The sequence below is a fragment of the Glycomyces mayteni genome (genome assembly GCF_042428885.1).
Lineage (GTDB): Bacteria > Actinomycetota > Actinomycetes > Mycobacteriales > Micromonosporaceae > Glycomyces > Glycomyces mayteni.
Genome location: NZ_JBHMBP010000002.1, coordinates 76,654 through 91,747 on the forward strand (window position 1 = coordinate 76,654; position 15,094 = coordinate 91,747).

Annotated in this window: 17 protein-coding genes; 8 read left to right on the forward strand and 9 right to left on the reverse strand. The window is 71.9% G+C overall.

The window, feature by feature from the left end:
* Positions 1-116: 116 nt before the first annotated feature.
* The gene (locus tag ACFFXY_RS06935) at positions 117-611 is read right to left on the reverse strand and encodes an NUDIX domain-containing protein (protein ID WP_382347581.1); all 495 of its coding nucleotides are present in this window, start codon (positions 609-611) and stop codon (positions 117-119) included.
* Positions 612-676: 65 nt separating this feature from the next.
* Positions 677-1,816, reverse strand: a complete 1,140-nt coding sequence (locus ACFFXY_RS06940; protein ID WP_382347584.1) for a cytochrome P450 — start codon at positions 1,814-1,816, stop codon at positions 677-679.
* Between the two features lie 160 nt (positions 1,817-1,976).
* On the opposite strand from ACFFXY_RS06940, the gene ACFFXY_RS06945 reads away from it, so the two are divergent.
* Complete coding sequence (locus ACFFXY_RS06945; RefSeq protein WP_382347587.1) at positions 1,977-3,326, forward strand: flavin-containing monooxygenase; 1,350 nt, start codon at positions 1,977-1,979, stop codon at positions 3,324-3,326.
* Complete coding sequence (locus tag ACFFXY_RS06950) at positions 3,323-3,952, forward strand: hypothetical protein (protein ID WP_382347590.1); 630 nt, start codon at positions 3,323-3,325, stop codon at positions 3,950-3,952. Before ACFFXY_RS06945 ends, ACFFXY_RS06950 begins: the two co-directional genes overlap by 4 nt.
* Before the next feature lie 206 nt (positions 3,953-4,158).
* Here the strand turns inward: ACFFXY_RS06950 and ACFFXY_RS06955 are convergent, their stop codons facing one another.
* Positions 4,159-4,650, reverse strand: a complete 492-nt coding sequence (locus tag ACFFXY_RS06955) for a DUF308 domain-containing protein (protein WP_382347593.1) — start codon at positions 4,648-4,650, stop codon at positions 4,159-4,161.
* On the reverse strand, positions 4,643-5,413 hold the full coding sequence (locus ACFFXY_RS06960) for an alpha/beta hydrolase (RefSeq protein WP_382347596.1): 771 nt from the start codon (positions 5,411-5,413) through the stop codon (positions 4,643-4,645). Before ACFFXY_RS06960 ends, ACFFXY_RS06955 begins: the two co-directional genes overlap by 8 nt.
* A gap of 211 nt (positions 5,414-5,624) precedes the next feature.
* Here ACFFXY_RS06960 and ACFFXY_RS06965 point away from each other — a divergent pair, with 211 nt between their 5' ends.
* Positions 5,625-6,302, forward strand: a complete 678-nt coding sequence (locus ACFFXY_RS06965) for a lysophospholipid acyltransferase family protein (RefSeq protein WP_382350540.1) — start codon at positions 5,625-5,627, stop codon at positions 6,300-6,302.
* Between the two features lie 73 nt (positions 6,303-6,375).
* On the opposite strand, the gene ACFFXY_RS06970 is transcribed toward ACFFXY_RS06965, so the two are convergent.
* The gene (locus tag ACFFXY_RS06970) at positions 6,376-7,065 is read right to left on the reverse strand and encodes a Crp/Fnr family transcriptional regulator (protein ID WP_198667126.1); all 690 of its coding nucleotides are present in this window, start codon (positions 7,063-7,065) and stop codon (positions 6,376-6,378) included.
* Between the two features lie 328 nt (positions 7,066-7,393).
* Here ACFFXY_RS06970 and ACFFXY_RS06975 point away from each other — a divergent pair, with 328 nt between their 5' ends.
* From ACFFXY_RS06975 to ACFFXY_RS06985, 3 genes are all read left to right on the forward strand, one after another.
* Positions 7,394-7,942: a polyadenylate-specific 3'-exoribonuclease AS gene (locus tag ACFFXY_RS06975; RefSeq protein ID WP_382347600.1), complete on the forward strand. Its 549-nt coding sequence runs from the start codon at positions 7,394-7,396 to the stop codon at positions 7,940-7,942.
* Between the two features lie 110 nt (positions 7,943-8,052).
* Positions 8,053-9,078, forward strand: a complete 1,026-nt coding sequence (locus tag ACFFXY_RS06980; protein ID WP_382347603.1) for a 6-phosphofructokinase — start codon at positions 8,053-8,055, stop codon at positions 9,076-9,078.
* Positions 9,079-9,323: 245 nt separating this feature from the next.
* Complete coding sequence (locus ACFFXY_RS06985) at positions 9,324-9,728, forward strand: hypothetical protein (protein WP_382347606.1); 405 nt, start codon at positions 9,324-9,326, stop codon at positions 9,726-9,728.
* Positions 9,729-9,746: 18 nt separating this feature from the next.
* Here ACFFXY_RS06985 and ACFFXY_RS06990 read toward each other — a convergent pair whose 3' ends face one another.
* The 3 genes from ACFFXY_RS06990 to ACFFXY_RS07000 form a co-directional block, all read right to left on the reverse strand.
* Positions 9,747-10,136, reverse strand: coding sequence for a hypothetical protein (locus tag ACFFXY_RS06990; RefSeq protein WP_382347609.1), 390 nt, complete (start codon positions 10,134-10,136; stop codon positions 9,747-9,749).
* A 146-nt stretch (positions 10,137-10,282) separates the two neighbouring features.
* Entirely contained in the window at positions 10,283-11,131 is an 849-nt protein-coding gene (locus ACFFXY_RS06995; protein WP_382347612.1) for a bifunctional 5,10-methylenetetrahydrofolate dehydrogenase/5,10-methenyltetrahydrofolate cyclohydrolase, read from the reverse strand.
* Positions 11,128-11,751 carry a cyclodeaminase/cyclohydrolase family protein gene (locus tag ACFFXY_RS07000; protein WP_382347615.1) on the reverse strand — a complete coding sequence of 208 codons (624 nt, stop codon included), beginning with the start codon at positions 11,749-11,751 and terminating at the stop codon, positions 11,128-11,130. Before ACFFXY_RS07000 ends, ACFFXY_RS06995 begins: the two co-directional genes overlap by 4 nt.
* Before the next feature lie 144 nt (positions 11,752-11,895).
* Between ACFFXY_RS07000 and ACFFXY_RS07005 the strand changes: the two genes are divergently transcribed.
* On the forward strand, positions 11,896-13,278 hold the full coding sequence (locus tag ACFFXY_RS07005; RefSeq protein ID WP_382347618.1) for a class II 3-deoxy-7-phosphoheptulonate synthase: 1,383 nt from the start codon (positions 11,896-11,898) through the stop codon (positions 13,276-13,278).
* A 31-nt stretch (positions 13,279-13,309) separates the two neighbouring features.
* Positions 13,310-14,332: an LLM class flavin-dependent oxidoreductase gene (locus ACFFXY_RS07010; protein WP_382347620.1), complete on the forward strand. Its 1,023-nt coding sequence runs from the start codon at positions 13,310-13,312 to the stop codon at positions 14,330-14,332.
* Here the strand turns inward: ACFFXY_RS07010 and ACFFXY_RS07015 are convergent.
* Positions 14,289-14,852, reverse strand: coding sequence for a hypothetical protein (locus ACFFXY_RS07015; RefSeq protein WP_382347623.1), 564 nt, complete (start codon positions 14,850-14,852; stop codon positions 14,289-14,291). The two genes, ACFFXY_RS07010 and ACFFXY_RS07015, sit on opposite strands and share 44 nt — an antisense overlap.
* Positions 14,853-15,094: the final 242 nt, after the last annotated feature.

Here is a 15,094-nt window from a genome sequence, read left to right on the forward strand (position 1 = left end):
CGGCCGCTCCGACTCGGCGGTTGCACCACCCCGCTACATTTGGCAGCGATCTGGCCCAATCGGGCCATATCAACGCGATGCGGGCGCCCCTACCCCCGGCGCCCGCATCCCGTTCCTCACGTGGACAACGGATTCCGCGACCCCCGCCGCGCCAGGTACCGCGGCACCGCCGCCTCCAGAAGCCAGTCCAGGCCCCAGTCGATCCCCGACGCGCCGACAAGACGGAACTCCGCGCGCATCCGCAACCCGTCGTCGCCGTCCCCGGTGTGCGGCACCGTGTGGTCCCACGCGTCCCGCGGGTCCGTCGTGGTCATCCACGAGTACGTGTTCACCTGGTAGTCGTAGGCGATCCACTCCGGGACCGCCATCAGCTTCGAGCCCAGCACCTCACCGAACACGAGGTCCCTGACCCCGGTCTCCTCGGCGGCCTCGCGCATCGCCGTCTCACCGGGCGTCTCGCCCGGCCGCGCCCCGCCGCCCGGGACCTGCACCCCGGCCTCCGGCCGGTCCACGTGGAGCATCACCAGCACTTCGAGACCGGGACCCTCCGGCAGGTCGCGCAGGACATAGGCGGTGCCGCGCTGACGGAACTCCAGAAATCGCTCAGGCATCCCGCCAGTCTGGCAAGCGCATCCACCGTGCCGCAACGTATTACCGCGCGTCAGTCCCGCGCCCTTCAGTCGTGCGTCGTACGGTCACGCAGCCGCACCACGAGCGGGCTCGGCATCCGGAACGACAGATTCGGGTCGCTCACCGGCGCCGCGACCACCGCGCACCGGGGGAGCAGCGGCGCCAGCTCTGCGACCACGACCTCCGCCTCCAGGCGCGACAACTGGCTGCCCAGGCACCGGTGCGCGCCCGCCCCGAACGCCAGGTGCCGCCGCGACCCGCGCTGGCCCGGGACCATCCGCGCCGGGCACTCGGCCACGCCCTCGTCGGCGCCCGCGGCCGCCAGCCACACCAGGACCGAGTCCCCGGCTTTCACCGCCACGTCGCCGATCTCGGTGTCGCGCAGGGCCACCCGCCGCCACGACGTGATCGGCGGGAGCAGCCGCAGGCCCTCCTCCACGATCAGTGCGGGCTCGTGGTCCAGGAGCGCGGGCTCCTCGACGAGCCGGTGCAGCAGCAGCGTCAGGAACTGCGAGGTCGTCTCCTGGCCCGCGACCAGGAGGAAGAACAGGGCCGCGGTCGCGGCGTCCTCGCCGTGCGCCTCGCGCAGGTCCCCGGTGGCGCCGCCCGCGGAGGCGGCGCGGGCGCGTAGCAGCGCGTGGAACGGCCCCACGGCCTCCGCGAGCTCCCGCTGCCGCTCGGGGTCCGGGTCGCCCCAGAACAGTTCGAGCGCGGCCCGGCTGAACCGCTTGACCTCACGGGTCGCGGCCACGTCCAGGTCCATGAGCCGGGCGAGCGCGGCGAGCGGGACCTCCGAGGACACGGCCGCGTCGAGGTCCACGTCCTCCCCGGCCCGGAGCCGGTGCGCCGCAACGGCGGCCGTGCGGCGGGCGAGGCCGGTGAGCCACGGGCGCAGCGCGGCCACCCGCGCGGGCGCGAAGACCTCGCCGAAGCGCTCGCGGATCGGGCCGTGCGTCGCGGTGTCGTTGTTCGCGAGGGTCGCGGGGAGGCGGAACCGGTGGGAGGCGAGCTTGCGGAGCGGCCCGGCCGGGACGGGGACCACCGCGTCCAGGGCGTTCGCGGCCGAGAACCGCTCCCGGTCGGCGAGGACCTCGCGGGCGAGGCGGTGCGAGGCGACCACGACCTGCCCGTCGCGCCGGAACGCCGGGGCTGCGGGGCGCGGATGTTTCCACAGCTCGAACAGCACGGGCGCAGCCTACCTCCCCCGAAAGTACGAGGTCCGCTCACGGTAATCTGCTTGCAGTCTTTCGGCGCATTTGAACCCCGGACGGCCGCGTCCGATAGCGCGGCGCACCGGGAACGCCGTCCGGCGCAGCACCCAATGCCCACAGAAGGAGACCGTTCCCTTGCAGGAGTACTCCTCCCAGGCCGCGTACGACCGCGGCGAGGCCGTCTGCGTGATCGGCGCCGGGGCCGCGGGCCTCATCGCCGTCAAGAACCTCCGCGAGAACGGCTTCGAAGTGGACTGCTACGAGCGGGACACGGTCCTCGGCGGCCTCTGGAACCCGCAGAACCAGCACAGCCCGCTGTACCCGAACACGCACCTCGTGACCTCCCGGTCCCAGACCGAGATCCCCGACTTCCCCATGCCCGACGACTGGCCCGACTACCCGTCCGCGACGCAGATGCTCGCCTACCTGACCGCGTACGCCAAGCACTTCGGGCTCTCCGAGCACATCTGGTACGGCTCCGAGATCTCCCACGTCGAACCCGTCGAAGGCTCCCGCTTCGAGGTCGTCGTCAAGCCCGCCGCGGGCAACGCCGCCCGGCGCCTGCGCTACGCCGCCGTCATCATCGCCACCGGCCACCACTGGTCCCCGAACCTCCCGTCCTACCCGGGCCTCGACCAGTTCCGCGGCACCGTCCTCCACTCCTCGCAGCTCAAGGACCCGTCCCGCCTGCGCGGCAAGCACGTCCTGGTCATCGGCGGCGGGAACTCCGGCACCGACATCGCCTGCGAGGCCGCCGTCAACGCCGCCTCCTGCACCCACTCCGTGCGCCGCGGCTCCTGGCACCTGCCGAAGTACCTCGGCGGCGAACCCGGCGACTTCGCGCTCGCGCGCCTGGGCGCCCGTCCGAAGTTCCTGCGCCGCTTCCTGACCGACCGCCTCCTCAAGGGCCCCGCGAGCCTCGCCGCCCGCATGGGCGTCGTCGCCGAAGGGCGGCCCTTCGAGGAGGAGCCGGTGCGCAACGGCCGCTACATGGAGCACGTCGGCGACGGCTCCATCCGCCGCCGCGGCGAGGTCGCCCGCTTCGACGGCTTCGACGTCGCGTTCGCCGACGGCACCGAGATGCGCCCCGACCTCGTCGTCCTCGCCACCGGGTACCGGCCCAAGTTCACGTCCGTCGACCCGAAGCTCCTCGGTATCCAGGACGAGTCGCCCTACCCGAACCTGTACGCGCGCATGTTCTCCCCGAAGATGGAGACCCTCGCCGTCGCGGGGCTCGTCGAACCCGGCGTCGGCGTCCTCCCCATCGTCCACTGGCAGACCCACGCGATCGCCCACTGGCTCCTGGTGCGCAAGAGCGACCCCGAGCGCGCCGCGAACTTCCGCATCCAGGTCCGCACCGAGGCCGAGCAGGACACCGCGCCCGGCGGGACCTCGCCGCGCCACCGGCTCGCCGTCGACGCCGGGACCTACCTCGCCAGCCTCGGCCGCATCATCGACACCCTCGAACAGGAGCCCGCCAAATGAGCCTCGCCGCCTGGGTCCGGCGCGCCCGCACCCCCGCCCCCGCGCCGGTCGCGCGCGAGTACGCCTACCTCGAACCCGCCGACCTCTTCGACATGGAGATCAAGGACGACCCCGAGGCCAGCCCCGTCCTCTGCTGCACCGGCGACGCCGCCGGGGCCGCGGCCTTCCAGGCCCTGTGGCTCAAGCGGATCGCGGGCACCGGCCGGTACGCCGCCTCGGTGAGCGTCCGCGGCCAAGGCGGCACCCCCGCCGCCGACGGCGGCCTGGAGGCCCGCGCCCACGACCTCGTGCAGGCCGCGGTCACCGTGCCCCGCCAGACCGTCCTCATCGGCCACAAGGAGGGCGCGGCCTGGGCCGCGATCGCCGCGGGCCGCTACCCGGCCTCCGCGCTCGTCCTCGTCTCCCCGCAGCAGGTCCCCAAGCAGCCCCCGGCCCCCGTCGGCGGCCCGCCCGTGCTCCTCGTCGTCGCCGAGTCCGAGACCCAGTCGAAGGACGCCCAGGCCGTCGCCGACGCCTACGGCATCGCGCCCCTCACCTTCGCGGGCTCCCCCGACGACGTCTTCAAAGGCGCCGGAGCCGAAGGCCTCCTCGACGCGATCCTCTCCTGGCTCGCCCGAAAGGAATAGCCCCGGCGCACGCCAAGGGCCCGACAGGGCCCTGGGGGAGGCCCCCCGGTTTCCAACGCTACCGGCGCGAACCTGAAGGGGACCTGAAGCGCGGCGCCGCCCCGCGGCGCACGCCGATGGCGCGACGGGGCGTCGGGAAAGGGCCCCCGGTTTCCAAGCTACCGGGGGAAACCTGAAGGGGACCTGAAGCGCGTCCCCCGAAAGGGTCAGACGACCGCGCCGTCGTCCGTGTCGTCGGCGTCCTTGTCCGGGCGCAGGCGGCTGATGAGCAGCCACACGCCGATGAGGAACCCCACGAAGCCGACCAGGCGGCCCGGGTTCGTCCCCAGTGGCGCGATACCCGGGTTCACCAGCAGCGCCAGGCCCGCCACGATCAAGAGCACCCCGCCCACCGCGGGCAGGCTCGGCCACGGCACCGGCGGCGGCTCCGGGGGACGGTACTCGTCCTCCTCGTCGTCCGGCAGGTCCGCGTCCCACAGCTCCAGCAGGCCCGGCTCCTCATCGGACGACGACATCCGCGACGGCGGCGTCACCGCCTCCGCCGCGACCTCCTCGGGCTCGGGCGACGGCGACTGCGACGGGTCCTCAAGACCCCGTACCAGCTCCTCGAACCGCCGGTCCACGTCCTCCGGCAGCAGCTCGCCCTCCCGGCCGTCCTCCTGACCGCCGGCCTCGGGCTCCTCGCCCCGCTCAGTCATGGACCGACCGCGCCTTCGCCAACTGCCGCTCCATGAACTCCGCGCTCCCCGAGAAGATCGTCTCCGCGTCGTAGTCCAGCGTCGCCACATGGAAGCTCCGCGGCAGCACCGTCGACTCCACGTCCTTCGACCGCACCCCCGCGCGCACCACCGCGCTGTTGCGCGGATTCACCACATGGTCCTGCGCACTCGTGAACAGCCGCAACGGCACCGTCACCCGCGCCAGCTCCGGCCGCGTCACCTTCCACAACTGCCGCAGCGACACGTACGCCGCCACCGGCGTCCGGTCCGTCGTCTTCTCCCGCACGTCGGGCTTGTTCAGATCCGACCCGATCGCCGCGACGCTCGGCATCACGTACCGCAGCACCGGCGCCAGGAACCCCTCGCGCTTCGAGTCGAAGATCGCCGGGTTCACCAGCACCAGCCCCGCGAGGTCACCCCCGCGCTGCTCCGCCAGCCGCAGGCACAGCGACCCGCCCATCGACAGGCCCCCCGCGAACACCGGCAGGCCCAGGGCCAGCGCCTCGTCGAGCGCCCCCTCCAAGCGGCCGTACCACTGCTGCCACGTCGACTTCGCCAGCACCTGCCACGTCTCGCCGTGCCCCGGCAGGAGCGGCGCGATGACGTTGAAGCCCGCGTCCCGCAGGTACTCGCCCCACGGGCGCATCGACGCCGGGTCCGACGTGAACCCGTGGCACAGCAGCATCGTGGCCTTGGCGTCAGGACCGAGGTCGAACGCGAACTCCTCGGAATCGATCGTCACGTCGCCTCCCGGATCGCCGAATGTGGGGCGCCGGACCCGCCCGGCCCGGAGCGGCCCGGGGCCGCGGCCGGGGAGGTCCCTTTTCGCGCTGCGTGCCCATTCTCGCACGCGCCCGCCCCGCCCTGCCACCGCTCGCCGGCCCGATCGGCCCGCCCCGGGCGGACGCCGGTCCGCCGGATTGACCGATGCCGATACGCTTGGACCCGTGATCATGTGGTGGTTTCTGAAGGCGACACTGGGGTCGCTGCTGTGGGTGGTCTACCGCCCGAAGGTCGACGGGCTCGAACACGTCCCCGACGACGGCCCGGCGATCCTGGCCTCCAACCACCTCGCCGTGACCGACTCCTTCTTCATGCCCTTGGTCGTCACGCGCCGCGTCACGTTCATCGCCAAGGAGGAGTACTTCACCGGCACCGGCTTCAAAGGCTGGTTCGTGCGGACCTTCATGAACGCCGTCGGCGCCATCCCCGTCGACCGCGCCGGGGGCGACGCCGCCAACGTCTCCCTCGACACCGGGAAGCGCATCCTCACCGAGGGCCGCCTGTTCGGCATCTACCCCGAGGGCACGCGCTCGCCCGACGGGCGCCTGTACCGCGGCAAGACCGGCGTCGCCCGCCTCGCCCTCCAGACCGGCTCCCCGGTGGTGCCCGTCGCCATGCTCAACACCGGCGAGCTCCAGCCCATCGGCCGCCGCATCCCCAGGATCGGCCGCGTCCGCATCAAGTTCGGGCCGCCCCTGGACTTCAACCGGTACCGGGAGCTCGTGGGCGACCGGTTCATCGAGCGCGCCGTCACCGACGAGGTCATGGACGCCCTCCGCGAGCTCACCGGCCAGGACTACGTCGACGAGTACGCCGCGGACGTCAAGGCGCGCCAGCAGAAGGAATAGTCAGTCAGGCGAACTGACCGGGCCCGCCGCCGGGCTCCTCGCCGCACCGCCTGCTCGGCCCCCACTGCACCGCTTATTCGGGCCCCCCGAAGCCCGCCCGCCGCCGCAGCGCCGGCAGGTCCACCACCACGATCTTGCGGCCCTCCGTCCGCAGCCAGCCCCGGTTCGCGAAGATCCCTATCGCCTGGTTGACGCTCTGGCGCGACCCGCCCGCCATCTCCGCCAGCTGCGTCTGGTTCAGCTCGATCGTCGTCATCGGCGACGAGTGCTGCTCCGCGAGCCGCACCAGCGTCTTCGCCACCCGGCCCGGCAGGTCCAGGAACACGTGGTCCGAGGACTGCTCCGTGAGCCGCCGCACGATCATGCCCATCGACCGCAGCACCGCGTCGAGCATCTTCGGGTTGCCGTGCACCAGCTCCAGGAACGACGAGCGCGCCAGCGCCAGCGCCGACGTGTCCTCCAGGGCCTCCGCGCTGGCCGACCGGGGGGAGCCGTCGAGGAGGGAGACCTCGCCGAGGACCTCGGGGGCGCGGGCGACGTGGAGCATGGCCCGCTCGCCGGTGGCCGCGGTGCGGAAGACGCTGACGGCGCCGGAGCGGATCATGATGAGCGACTCGCCCGGCTCGCCCTCGAAGAACAGGAGGTGCCCGCGCCGGTAGTGGCGCTGCACGGCCACGCCCGCGATCTGCCGCCGCGCCTGCGGGTCGAGGCCGGCGAACATGGCGACGCCTGCAAGCGGGTCTTCAGATGGGCTGACACCCATAGTTCTCCCCCTTCGGTGGGTCCCGGGTCGCGGGTTCCCTCCGATGATCGCTGTCTTTTCCGTCGTTGTACAGAGCCCGGTGTCGGAAACTTCACGCTCCGTTGGGTCGTGTGTCCAGACGGTGCACTTGTCGCTCGGCCGCGCGTACGATCGAGTCTACGTGCTTTCGCGTCTATTGTCCGGTATCGCGCTTCTCATATGCAGATTGCGAGGTCAGATTCCGGCTGCCTGATCGTATGGCGTAGCGTCGACTCCAGTCCGGCGACATACGGGCGGCGCCCGATTCTGGGCCGAACAGACCGCCCGTGATCATACGAAAGGCCGATGCGTGGCGTACCGCTACTTCTACGACACCGAGTTCATCGAGGACGGTCGCACGATCGACCTGGTCTCGATCGCGGTCGTCGACGAGCACGGCCGCGAGTACTACGCCGTGTCGACCGAGTTCGACCCGTCGCGGGCGATCGAGTGGGTGCGGCGCAACGTCCTCGACAAGCTCCCGGCCCCGTCGAGCCACCTGTGGAAGGACCGGGCGACGATCCGCGACGAGCTGTACGAGTTCCTGGTGGGGCCGGTTCGCCGCAAGACCGGCAGCCACCCGGGGGAGCGCGTGGAGCTGTGGGCGTGGATCGGCGCGTACGACCACGTGGTGCTCGCGCAGCTGTGGGGGACGATGCCGGAGCTGCCGCGCGCGCTGCCGCGGATGACGAAGGACCTGCGCCAGCGCTGGGAGGACCTGGGCCGCCCGGAGCTGCCGGTGACCCCGGACGCGGACATGCACGACGCCTTGACGGACGCGAAGCTGAACCTGGCCCGGTGGAAGGCCCTCGAAGCGGTGCGCGGCGAGCGCTCGGGCGTGGCCGAGTCCCACCGCTGAACCGCGTCCCCAACCCCTGGTCGCCGTTCCCGGGCCCCGATATATGGTGGGCGAAGTTTCGGCAATGAGGCCGCCCAGTTAACAGTCCTCACTTCTAGGGAGTTAGACGCATGCGCATTGGCGTGCTCACCGGCGGCGGCGACTGCCCCGGTCTCAACGCGGTCATCCGAGCCGCTGTCCGTAAGGGCACCAAGGAATACGGCCACGAGTTCGTGGGCTTCCGCTACGGCTGGAGGGGCCCGATCGAGGGCATCACCCAGGAGCTGAACTGGGACGTGGTCGAGAACATCCTCGACCAGGGCGGCACCATCCTCCACTCCTCGCGGACGAACCCCTACAAGATCGAGGGCGGCGTCGAGGCCATCAAGAAGAACATGGCGGACCTGGGCGTGGACGCGCTCATCGCCATCGGCGGCGAGGACACCCTGGGCGTGGCCACGAAGCTGACCGCCGACGGCGTGAACTGCGTCGGCGTGCCGAAGACCATCGACAACGACCTGTCGGGCACGGACTACACGTTCGGCTTCGACACGGCCGTGAACATCGCGACCGAGGCCATCGACCGGCTGTGGACGACCGCGGACTCGCACGACCGGTGCATCGTCGTGGAGATCATGGGCCGCCACGCGGGCTGGATGACGCTGCACGCGGGCATCGCGGGCGGCGCGAACGTGACGCTCATCCCCGAGGTCGCGTTCGACATCGAGAAGGTCGCGGCGTTCGTCAAGGACCGCAAGGAGGCCGGGAAGGCCACCATCGTCGCGGTGTCCGAGGGCGCGCACGCCCAGGAGGGCATGGTCCTCAAGGACGGCGAGGTCGACGCGTTCGGCCACGTCAAGCTCGGCGGCGTGGGCGACTGGGTCGCGGCGCAGATCAAGGAGCGCGCGGACATCGAGACGCGTGCGATCATCCTCGGCCACCTCCAGCGCGGCGGCACCCCGTCGGCGTTCGACCGGGTCCTCGCGACCCGCCTGGGCCTCGAAGCCGCGGACGCGGTCAACGAGGGCGACTTCGGCAAGATGATGGCGCTCCAGGGCACCAACGTGGTGCGCATCCCGATCCACGAGGGCACCGACGTGCTCAAGACCGTACCGGTCGAGCGCTACGCCGACGCCGAGGTCTTCTTCGGCGTGTAGCCCACGCCGGAGGCCGGTCCCGCCCGCTGGGGTGGGCCCCCCGTTTTCAACGCTACCTGCGGGTTCCTGAAGGGGAGCTGAAGGCGGACCGGCCACAAAGCACTGCGAGAGCGCAACCGCGGGCGCGCCCGGTCGTTAGACCGGGCGTGCCCGTCGCATTTACCGAGACCGATCCGCGTCCGCAGCAGACCGTTCCACGAGACCTCGTCCCGCGAGCGACCGATCCGCGGGAGTCCGGTCTCCACATGGAAATCGGCGAGATCCCGCATCTCGCCGATTTCACGTTTCACAAGACCCTTGAGGACGTCGACTTCGAGGGCGTCCCGGTCAAAGGGCTCGTCGCCGACTTCCACCGGCGGCCGGTCGGGGACCGGGTGCTCAGCGTCGGGGTCTACCGGTTCGCCGGGAGCGAGACCCACCGGGCCTGGGGCTGGGTCGGCGAGGCGCACTGCTCGTGGCACGCCTACCGGGACCCCGGCTCGGGCGGGTTCGACGGGCCGTTCGCGGGGTGCCCGCTGCTGCGGGTGCTCTTCGACGGCGACCGGGCCCGCGGGTTCGAGCTGGGCTCGGGGAGCCCGGCCCGGCGGTTCCTCGTCGATCCGGAGGATGGAGTTGTGGCGGGCGCGGTCACCGCGCGCCCGGTCCCGTAGGCCCCTGCGGGGCCCGGGTCAGTCCGCTTCGGCGGCCTGCGCGTCGGCCGCCTTGGCGCGCTCCAGGCGGGTGGCCCGCCGCGTGTAGACGATCGCCGCGGCCGTGATCGCCAGCCCGAAGAACAGGCCGGTGCCCGCGAACAGCGACGAGGCGCCCGGCGAGAACCCGAGGATCGCCACCGGCACCTGCACGATGCCGATGAGCCCCACGAGCATCCACTTGTTCTGGCCCCGCCCCCACAGCAGCGCCGTCCAGATCGGCGCGACCACGATGGCCAGGGTCGCGATGTCGAGCGCCCAGTGCAGCACCGGGTTGTGGACCCGGTCGTGCTGGAACGCCATCGCCGGGCTCGACACCGCCAGGATCATGGCGGCGACGGTCGCCACGAAGGCAAGACGACGTGTCATTCGAGACCTCCTCTGCGTGCGGAGTCTTAACGCTACGTCCGGTAGTCGCCCATGTCTGTCGGGTATCCGCCACTTGCCCGACCTGGTTCAAAGCGCGCGAAACGGCCGGGACCCCATCGAGTCCCGGCCGTTTCGCGTCGCAGTGCCTACGGGTGCGTCTTCGACAGCTCCGCGGCCTCGACCGTGTGGCGCAGCAGGAGCGCCGTGGTCACCGGGCCGACGCCGCCGGGGACCGGCGTGAGGCGGCCCGCGACCGGGGCGACCGCGGCGTAGTCGACGTCGCCGACCAGGCCCCCGTCGTCGGTCGGGTTGGTGCCCACGTCGATGACCGTCGCGCCGGGCTTCACGAAGTCCGCGCCGATCATGCCCGCGCGCCCGACCGCCGCGACCAGGACGTCCGCCTCGCGGCACACCGCCGCCAGATCCTTGGTGCGCGAGTGGCACACGGTCACCGTCGCCGACTCGTTGAGCAGCAGCAAAGCGGCGGGCTTGCCGACCACGGTCGAGCGGCCGACCACCACGGCCCGCGCGCCCGACAGCTCCAGGCCCTCGCGCTTGAGCAGCTCCAGCACGGCCGCGGCCGTCGCCGGGGCCCACGTGCGCCGGCCCTGCGCCAGGCGGCCCAGGCCCTCGGAGTTCGCGCCGTCGATGTCCTTGAACGGGCTGATGTACCAGCCCACCTCGGGCAGCGTCACCCCGTCGGGAAGCGGCGTCTGGCAGATGATCCCGTGCACGTCCGGATCGGCCGACAGCTCCTGGAGCTTCGCGATGATCTCGCCCTTGCCGGGCGCGTCGAGCTGCTCGACGCGGCAGTCGACGCCCTCCTTCTCGGCGGCCTTCTTGATCGACCGCACGTACCAGGCGGTGCCCTCGTCGTCGGTGGGCACGACGACCGCGAGCGTCGGCGCCGTCCCCTCCGCGCGCAGCTTCGCCGCCGCCGCGGCCACGTCTGCGCGGATCGCCTTGGCGACCGCGCGCCCGTCGATGTCGCTCATGCGCGGATCCGCTTCGCGACCGCGTGCATGATCGCCTCGGCCTGCACCTTCGCCTGGAGCGCCTCGTTCAGGGCGCCCGCGAGCCGCTCGCGCTCGGCCGCGTCCTTGATCGACACCAGGTTGATGTCCACGTTCAGGGCCGCCGACTCCAGCGCCGACTTCGCCGCCGACGCCGCCACGGCCACATCGGACAGCACGTTCGGGTTGGAGCCCTCCAGGACCCGCCCCGACAGCTTGATGACCTCCGCCGCGACCCGCGCGACCGCCAGCGGCACCGCCGCGGCCTCGACCAGGCCCGACTGGATCGCCGCGGTCCGCGCGGCCTTCTCCTCGTCTGAGGACTTCGGGAGCTTGTAGGCGGCGACCACGCCGGAGAACGCCTCGGCGTCCTCCTCGGCCAACTGGAGCGCCTCGCCCCGGAGCCGCTCGGCCTCGGCCAGGACCTCCCGCATCACCGCCTCGTGCTCCGCGAACTTGGGCTTCCCGATCGTCAGGTTGCACACCATGGAGACCAGGGCGGCGCCCATGGCCGCGTTCACCCCCGCCGCGGCGCCCCCGCCGGGCGCCGGCTTGTCCGACGCGAGGTCGGACAGCCACTCATCAATCGTCGTCTTACGCACCCGACCAGCCTAGACGCGCCGTCAAAGGTGGGATGTCTCCGCGAGCCCGAGTGTGTCGCGGCGGCCCGCCGCGCCAGTGGCCCAACCCATGGGACTCCCGATTCGCTGTCACCGCCGCCCGGGCCGCCCGCGTACGATATGCGCGTGAACCGCCAATGGCATGACCTGCGAAACCCCGGCCTCGTCCCCGTCGTCGCCGACGAGGACGAAGCCGAGCGCTATCAGCTCGACGCCTGGCGGGACCTGCCCCGAGAGCAGGTCCCCCCGTGGCCCGACTACGCCGAGGTCGAGGACGTGACCGGCGTGCTCGCCGCCGTCCCGCCGATCGTCGCCCCCTATGAGGTCGACCACCTGCGCGAGCGCCTCGCCGAGGTGTGCGAGGGCCGCGCGTTCCTCATGCAGGGCGGCGACTGCGCCGAGACGTTCATCGACAACACCGAGCACCACGTCCTCGCGAACATGCGCACGCTCCTCCAGATGGCGGTCGTGCTCACCTACGGCGCGTCGCTCCCCGTCGTCAAGGTCGGCCGCATCGCCGGCCAGTACTCCAAGCCGCGCTCGGCCGCGACCGACTCGCTCGGCCTGCCCGTGTACCGCGGCGACATGTTCAACTCGCTCGAAGCGACCGAGGAGGCCCGGGTCGTCGACCCGCAGCGGATGATCCGCGCCTACGCCAACTCCGCCGCGACCATGAACATGCTCCGCGCGTACCTCCGCGGCGGCCTCGCCGACCTCATGGCCGTCCACGACTGGAACAAGGACTTCGTGCGCACCTCCCCGGCCGGGGAGCGGTACGAGGCCATCGGCCGCGAGATCGACCGGGCCGTGCGCTTCATGGCCGCGTGCGGCGTCGAGGACGACAACCTCCACACCGCGGAGGTCTTCGCGTCCCACGAGATGCTCGCCATCGAGTACGACCGGGCGCTCACCCGCATCTACGACGGCAAGGCGTACGCCCTGTCCGGCCACATGGTCTGGAACGGCGAGCGCACCCGCCAGCTCGGCGGCGCCCACATCGACTTCCTCTCGCGCGTCGCCAACCCGGTGGGCTGCAAGATCGGCCCGACCGCCACGCCCGAGTGGGTCGTGGAGATGTGCCAGAAGCTCAACCCGGAGAACGTCCCCGGCAAGCTCGTCATCATCACCCGCATGGGCCACAAGCACGTCCGCACGCTGCTCCCCCCGATCGTCGAGAAGGTCGAGGCCGCCGGGTGCAAGGTCGTGTGGCAGTGCGACCCCATGCACGGCAACACCTTCGAGTCCGCGTCCGGGTACAAGACCCGCGCGTTCGACCAGGTCGTGGACGAGGTCCTCGGGTTCTTCGAGGTCCACCGCCGCATCGGGTCCCACCCGGGCGGCATCCACATCGAGCTCACCGGCGAGGACGTCACCGAGTGCGTCGGCGGCGCCCAGGAGATCCGCGACGACCAGCTCTCCGACCGGTACGAGACCGCGTGCGACCCGCGCCTGAACACGCAGCAGTCGCTGGAGCTGGCGTTCCTCGTCGCGGAGATGCTGCGCCACTGATCGCCTCGCACTGACCAATAGAGTGGTGTGCATGAGTGCACACGACGTGTTCCTGCTCGGCGGAGTGTTCCCCGGTACCGCACCGGCGGAAGCGCTCCGCCAAGTCGTCTCCTATGCGCGCCAAGCCGAAGCATCCGGACTCGACGGCGCCTGGACCGCCGAGCACCACTTCATCGAGTACGGCGCCAGCCCCTCCGCGACCCTCATGGCCGCGCACCTCCTCGCCGCGACCGAGCGCATCCAGATCGGCACGGCCGTCGCCGTCCTCTCCACCCGCCACCCCGTGGCCCTGGGGGAGGAGGCCGCGACCCTCGACGCCCTCGCGCCCGGCCGGTTCCGCCTCGGCGTCGGCCGCGGCGGCCCCTGGATCGACCTCGACGTGTTCGCCTCCGGCCTCGACCGGTACGAACGCGGCTTCGAGGAGGGCCTGCGCCTCCTCGCCACCTGGCTCTCCGGCGCCACCGAGGTCGCCCACGCCGGCGAGTTCTTCGACGTCCTGCCCGTCCGCGTGATGCCCCCCGGCACCGGCGCCCCGCTGTGGGTCGCGGCCACCGGCGAAGGGACCGCGCGGCTCGCCGGACGGCTCGGACTGCCGCTCCTGCTCGGGATGCACGCTCCGGACGAAGAGCACTGCTCGCTGATCGGAGCATGGCGATCCGAAGCCGAGGCCGCCGGGCACGACCCCGATGCGGCCGAGCACGTCTCGACCCACCTCGCCCACGTCGCCGACACGCCCGCCGAGACCGGCCGCCTCCGCGAGTCCCTCACCGAGCTGCTCGCCCGCGGCACCGGCCAGTACGTGTCCCTCAAACCCGGCCGCACCCAGCGCGACCACGGCGCCTACGTGGACTGGATGATCGGACGCCACGCCGTCGGCACCGCCGCGCACGTCGCCGAACGGCTCGCCGCGTCAGCGGAGGCCACCGGCGTCTCCCGGCAGCTCCTCCTCGTGGAGGGCCGCGGCGACCCGGAGGCCGTGCGCGACAACATCGCCGCGCTCGGGGCGGCCCTCAATACGGGCGGTACACCGGCGGCTGCGGCGGCACGCCCCTGAGCGGGTCCCGGCCCCGCTGCCGGAACCACTGGTTCGCCGAGCCGGTGAACAGGCACAGCAGCGTCACGATCGGCATCGACAGCCCCAGCAGCGTCCACACCAGCCGCGACCCGTCGACCACCGAGGCCTCCGCGTCCCCGACCCGGAACCCGGCGTACAGGCCGTAGAACCCGGTCACGATCGACCCGAGCATGAGCAGGATCGTCACGACCTGCGCCCACCGCCGCCCCGCGCCGATCTTCACCGCCAGGACCCCGTACAGCACCACGATCAAGATCGTCACCACGACCACCACGACCATCAGCGCCGCCAGGTCCTCGAACCCCTGCGAGAGGTCCTGCTCGAACCCGAAGTCGTCGAAGTCCACCGACGTCCAGAACAACCCGATCATCCCCGTCCCCGCCCCGCAGCAGATCAGGAACGAGAACTGAAGCCACATCATCACCTGCGCGGCGGTGACGGTACCTGGCTTGCGCCGCAGCAGCTCCGGCGGCAACGGCGTGGAAGGCGGGGTCAACATGGGCGGGTCCTCCGAGTGGGCGGTCTCCAAGTTTATGGTGCCCCGGCGACCGGGCCGGTCCCGACGCCAGCACGCCGCAGGACAGCACGAGAAGCACCAGGACCGCAAGCGCCGCATAGCGGAGCGGGTGGTCGGCCCAGTCGGGTCCCATCGGCATCGGCTGCGGTTCAGGGAACATCGGCTTCATGCCGACGGCCATGGCCGATCCGCTTCCGCAGAGCGCGACGTGGGCGACCAGCAGC

Coding starts and splice junctions, on each gene's coding strand:
- ACFFXY_RS06935 (WP_382347581.1), bottom strand. CDS start 611: ATGCCTGAGCGATTTCTGGAGTTCCGTCAGCGCGGCACCGCCTATGTC.
- ACFFXY_RS06950 (WP_382347590.1), top strand. CDS start 3,323: ATGAGCCTCGCCGCCTGGGTCCGGCGCGCCCGCACCCCCGCCCCCGCG.
- ACFFXY_RS06955 (WP_382347593.1), bottom strand. CDS start 4,650: ATGACTGAGCGGGGCGAGGAGCCCGAGGCCGGCGGTCAGGAGGACGGC.
- ACFFXY_RS06965 (WP_382350540.1), top strand. CDS start 5,625: ATGTGGTGGTTTCTGAAGGCGACACTGGGGTCGCTGCTGTGGGTGGTC.
- ACFFXY_RS06970 (WP_198667126.1), bottom strand. CDS start 7,065: ATGGGTGTCAGCCCATCTGAAGACCCGCTTGCAGGCGTCGCCATGTTC.
- ACFFXY_RS06980 (WP_382347603.1), top strand. CDS start 8,053: ATGCGCATTGGCGTGCTCACCGGCGGCGGCGACTGCCCCGGTCTCAAC.
- ACFFXY_RS06985 (WP_382347606.1), top strand. CDS start 9,324: ATGGAAATCGGCGAGATCCCGCATCTCGCCGATTTCACGTTTCACAAG.
- ACFFXY_RS06990 (WP_382347609.1), bottom strand. CDS start 10,136: ATGACACGTCGTCTTGCCTTCGTGGCGACCGTCGCCGCCATGATCCTG.
- ACFFXY_RS06995 (WP_382347612.1), bottom strand. CDS start 11,131: ATGAGCGACATCGACGGGCGCGCGGTCGCCAAGGCGATCCGCGCAGAC.
- ACFFXY_RS07010 (WP_382347620.1), top strand. CDS start 13,310: ATGAGTGCACACGACGTGTTCCTGCTCGGCGGAGTGTTCCCCGGTACC.
- ACFFXY_RS07015 (WP_382347623.1), bottom strand. CDS start 14,852: ATGTTGACCCCGCCTTCCACGCCGTTGCCGCCGGAGCTGCTGCGGCGC.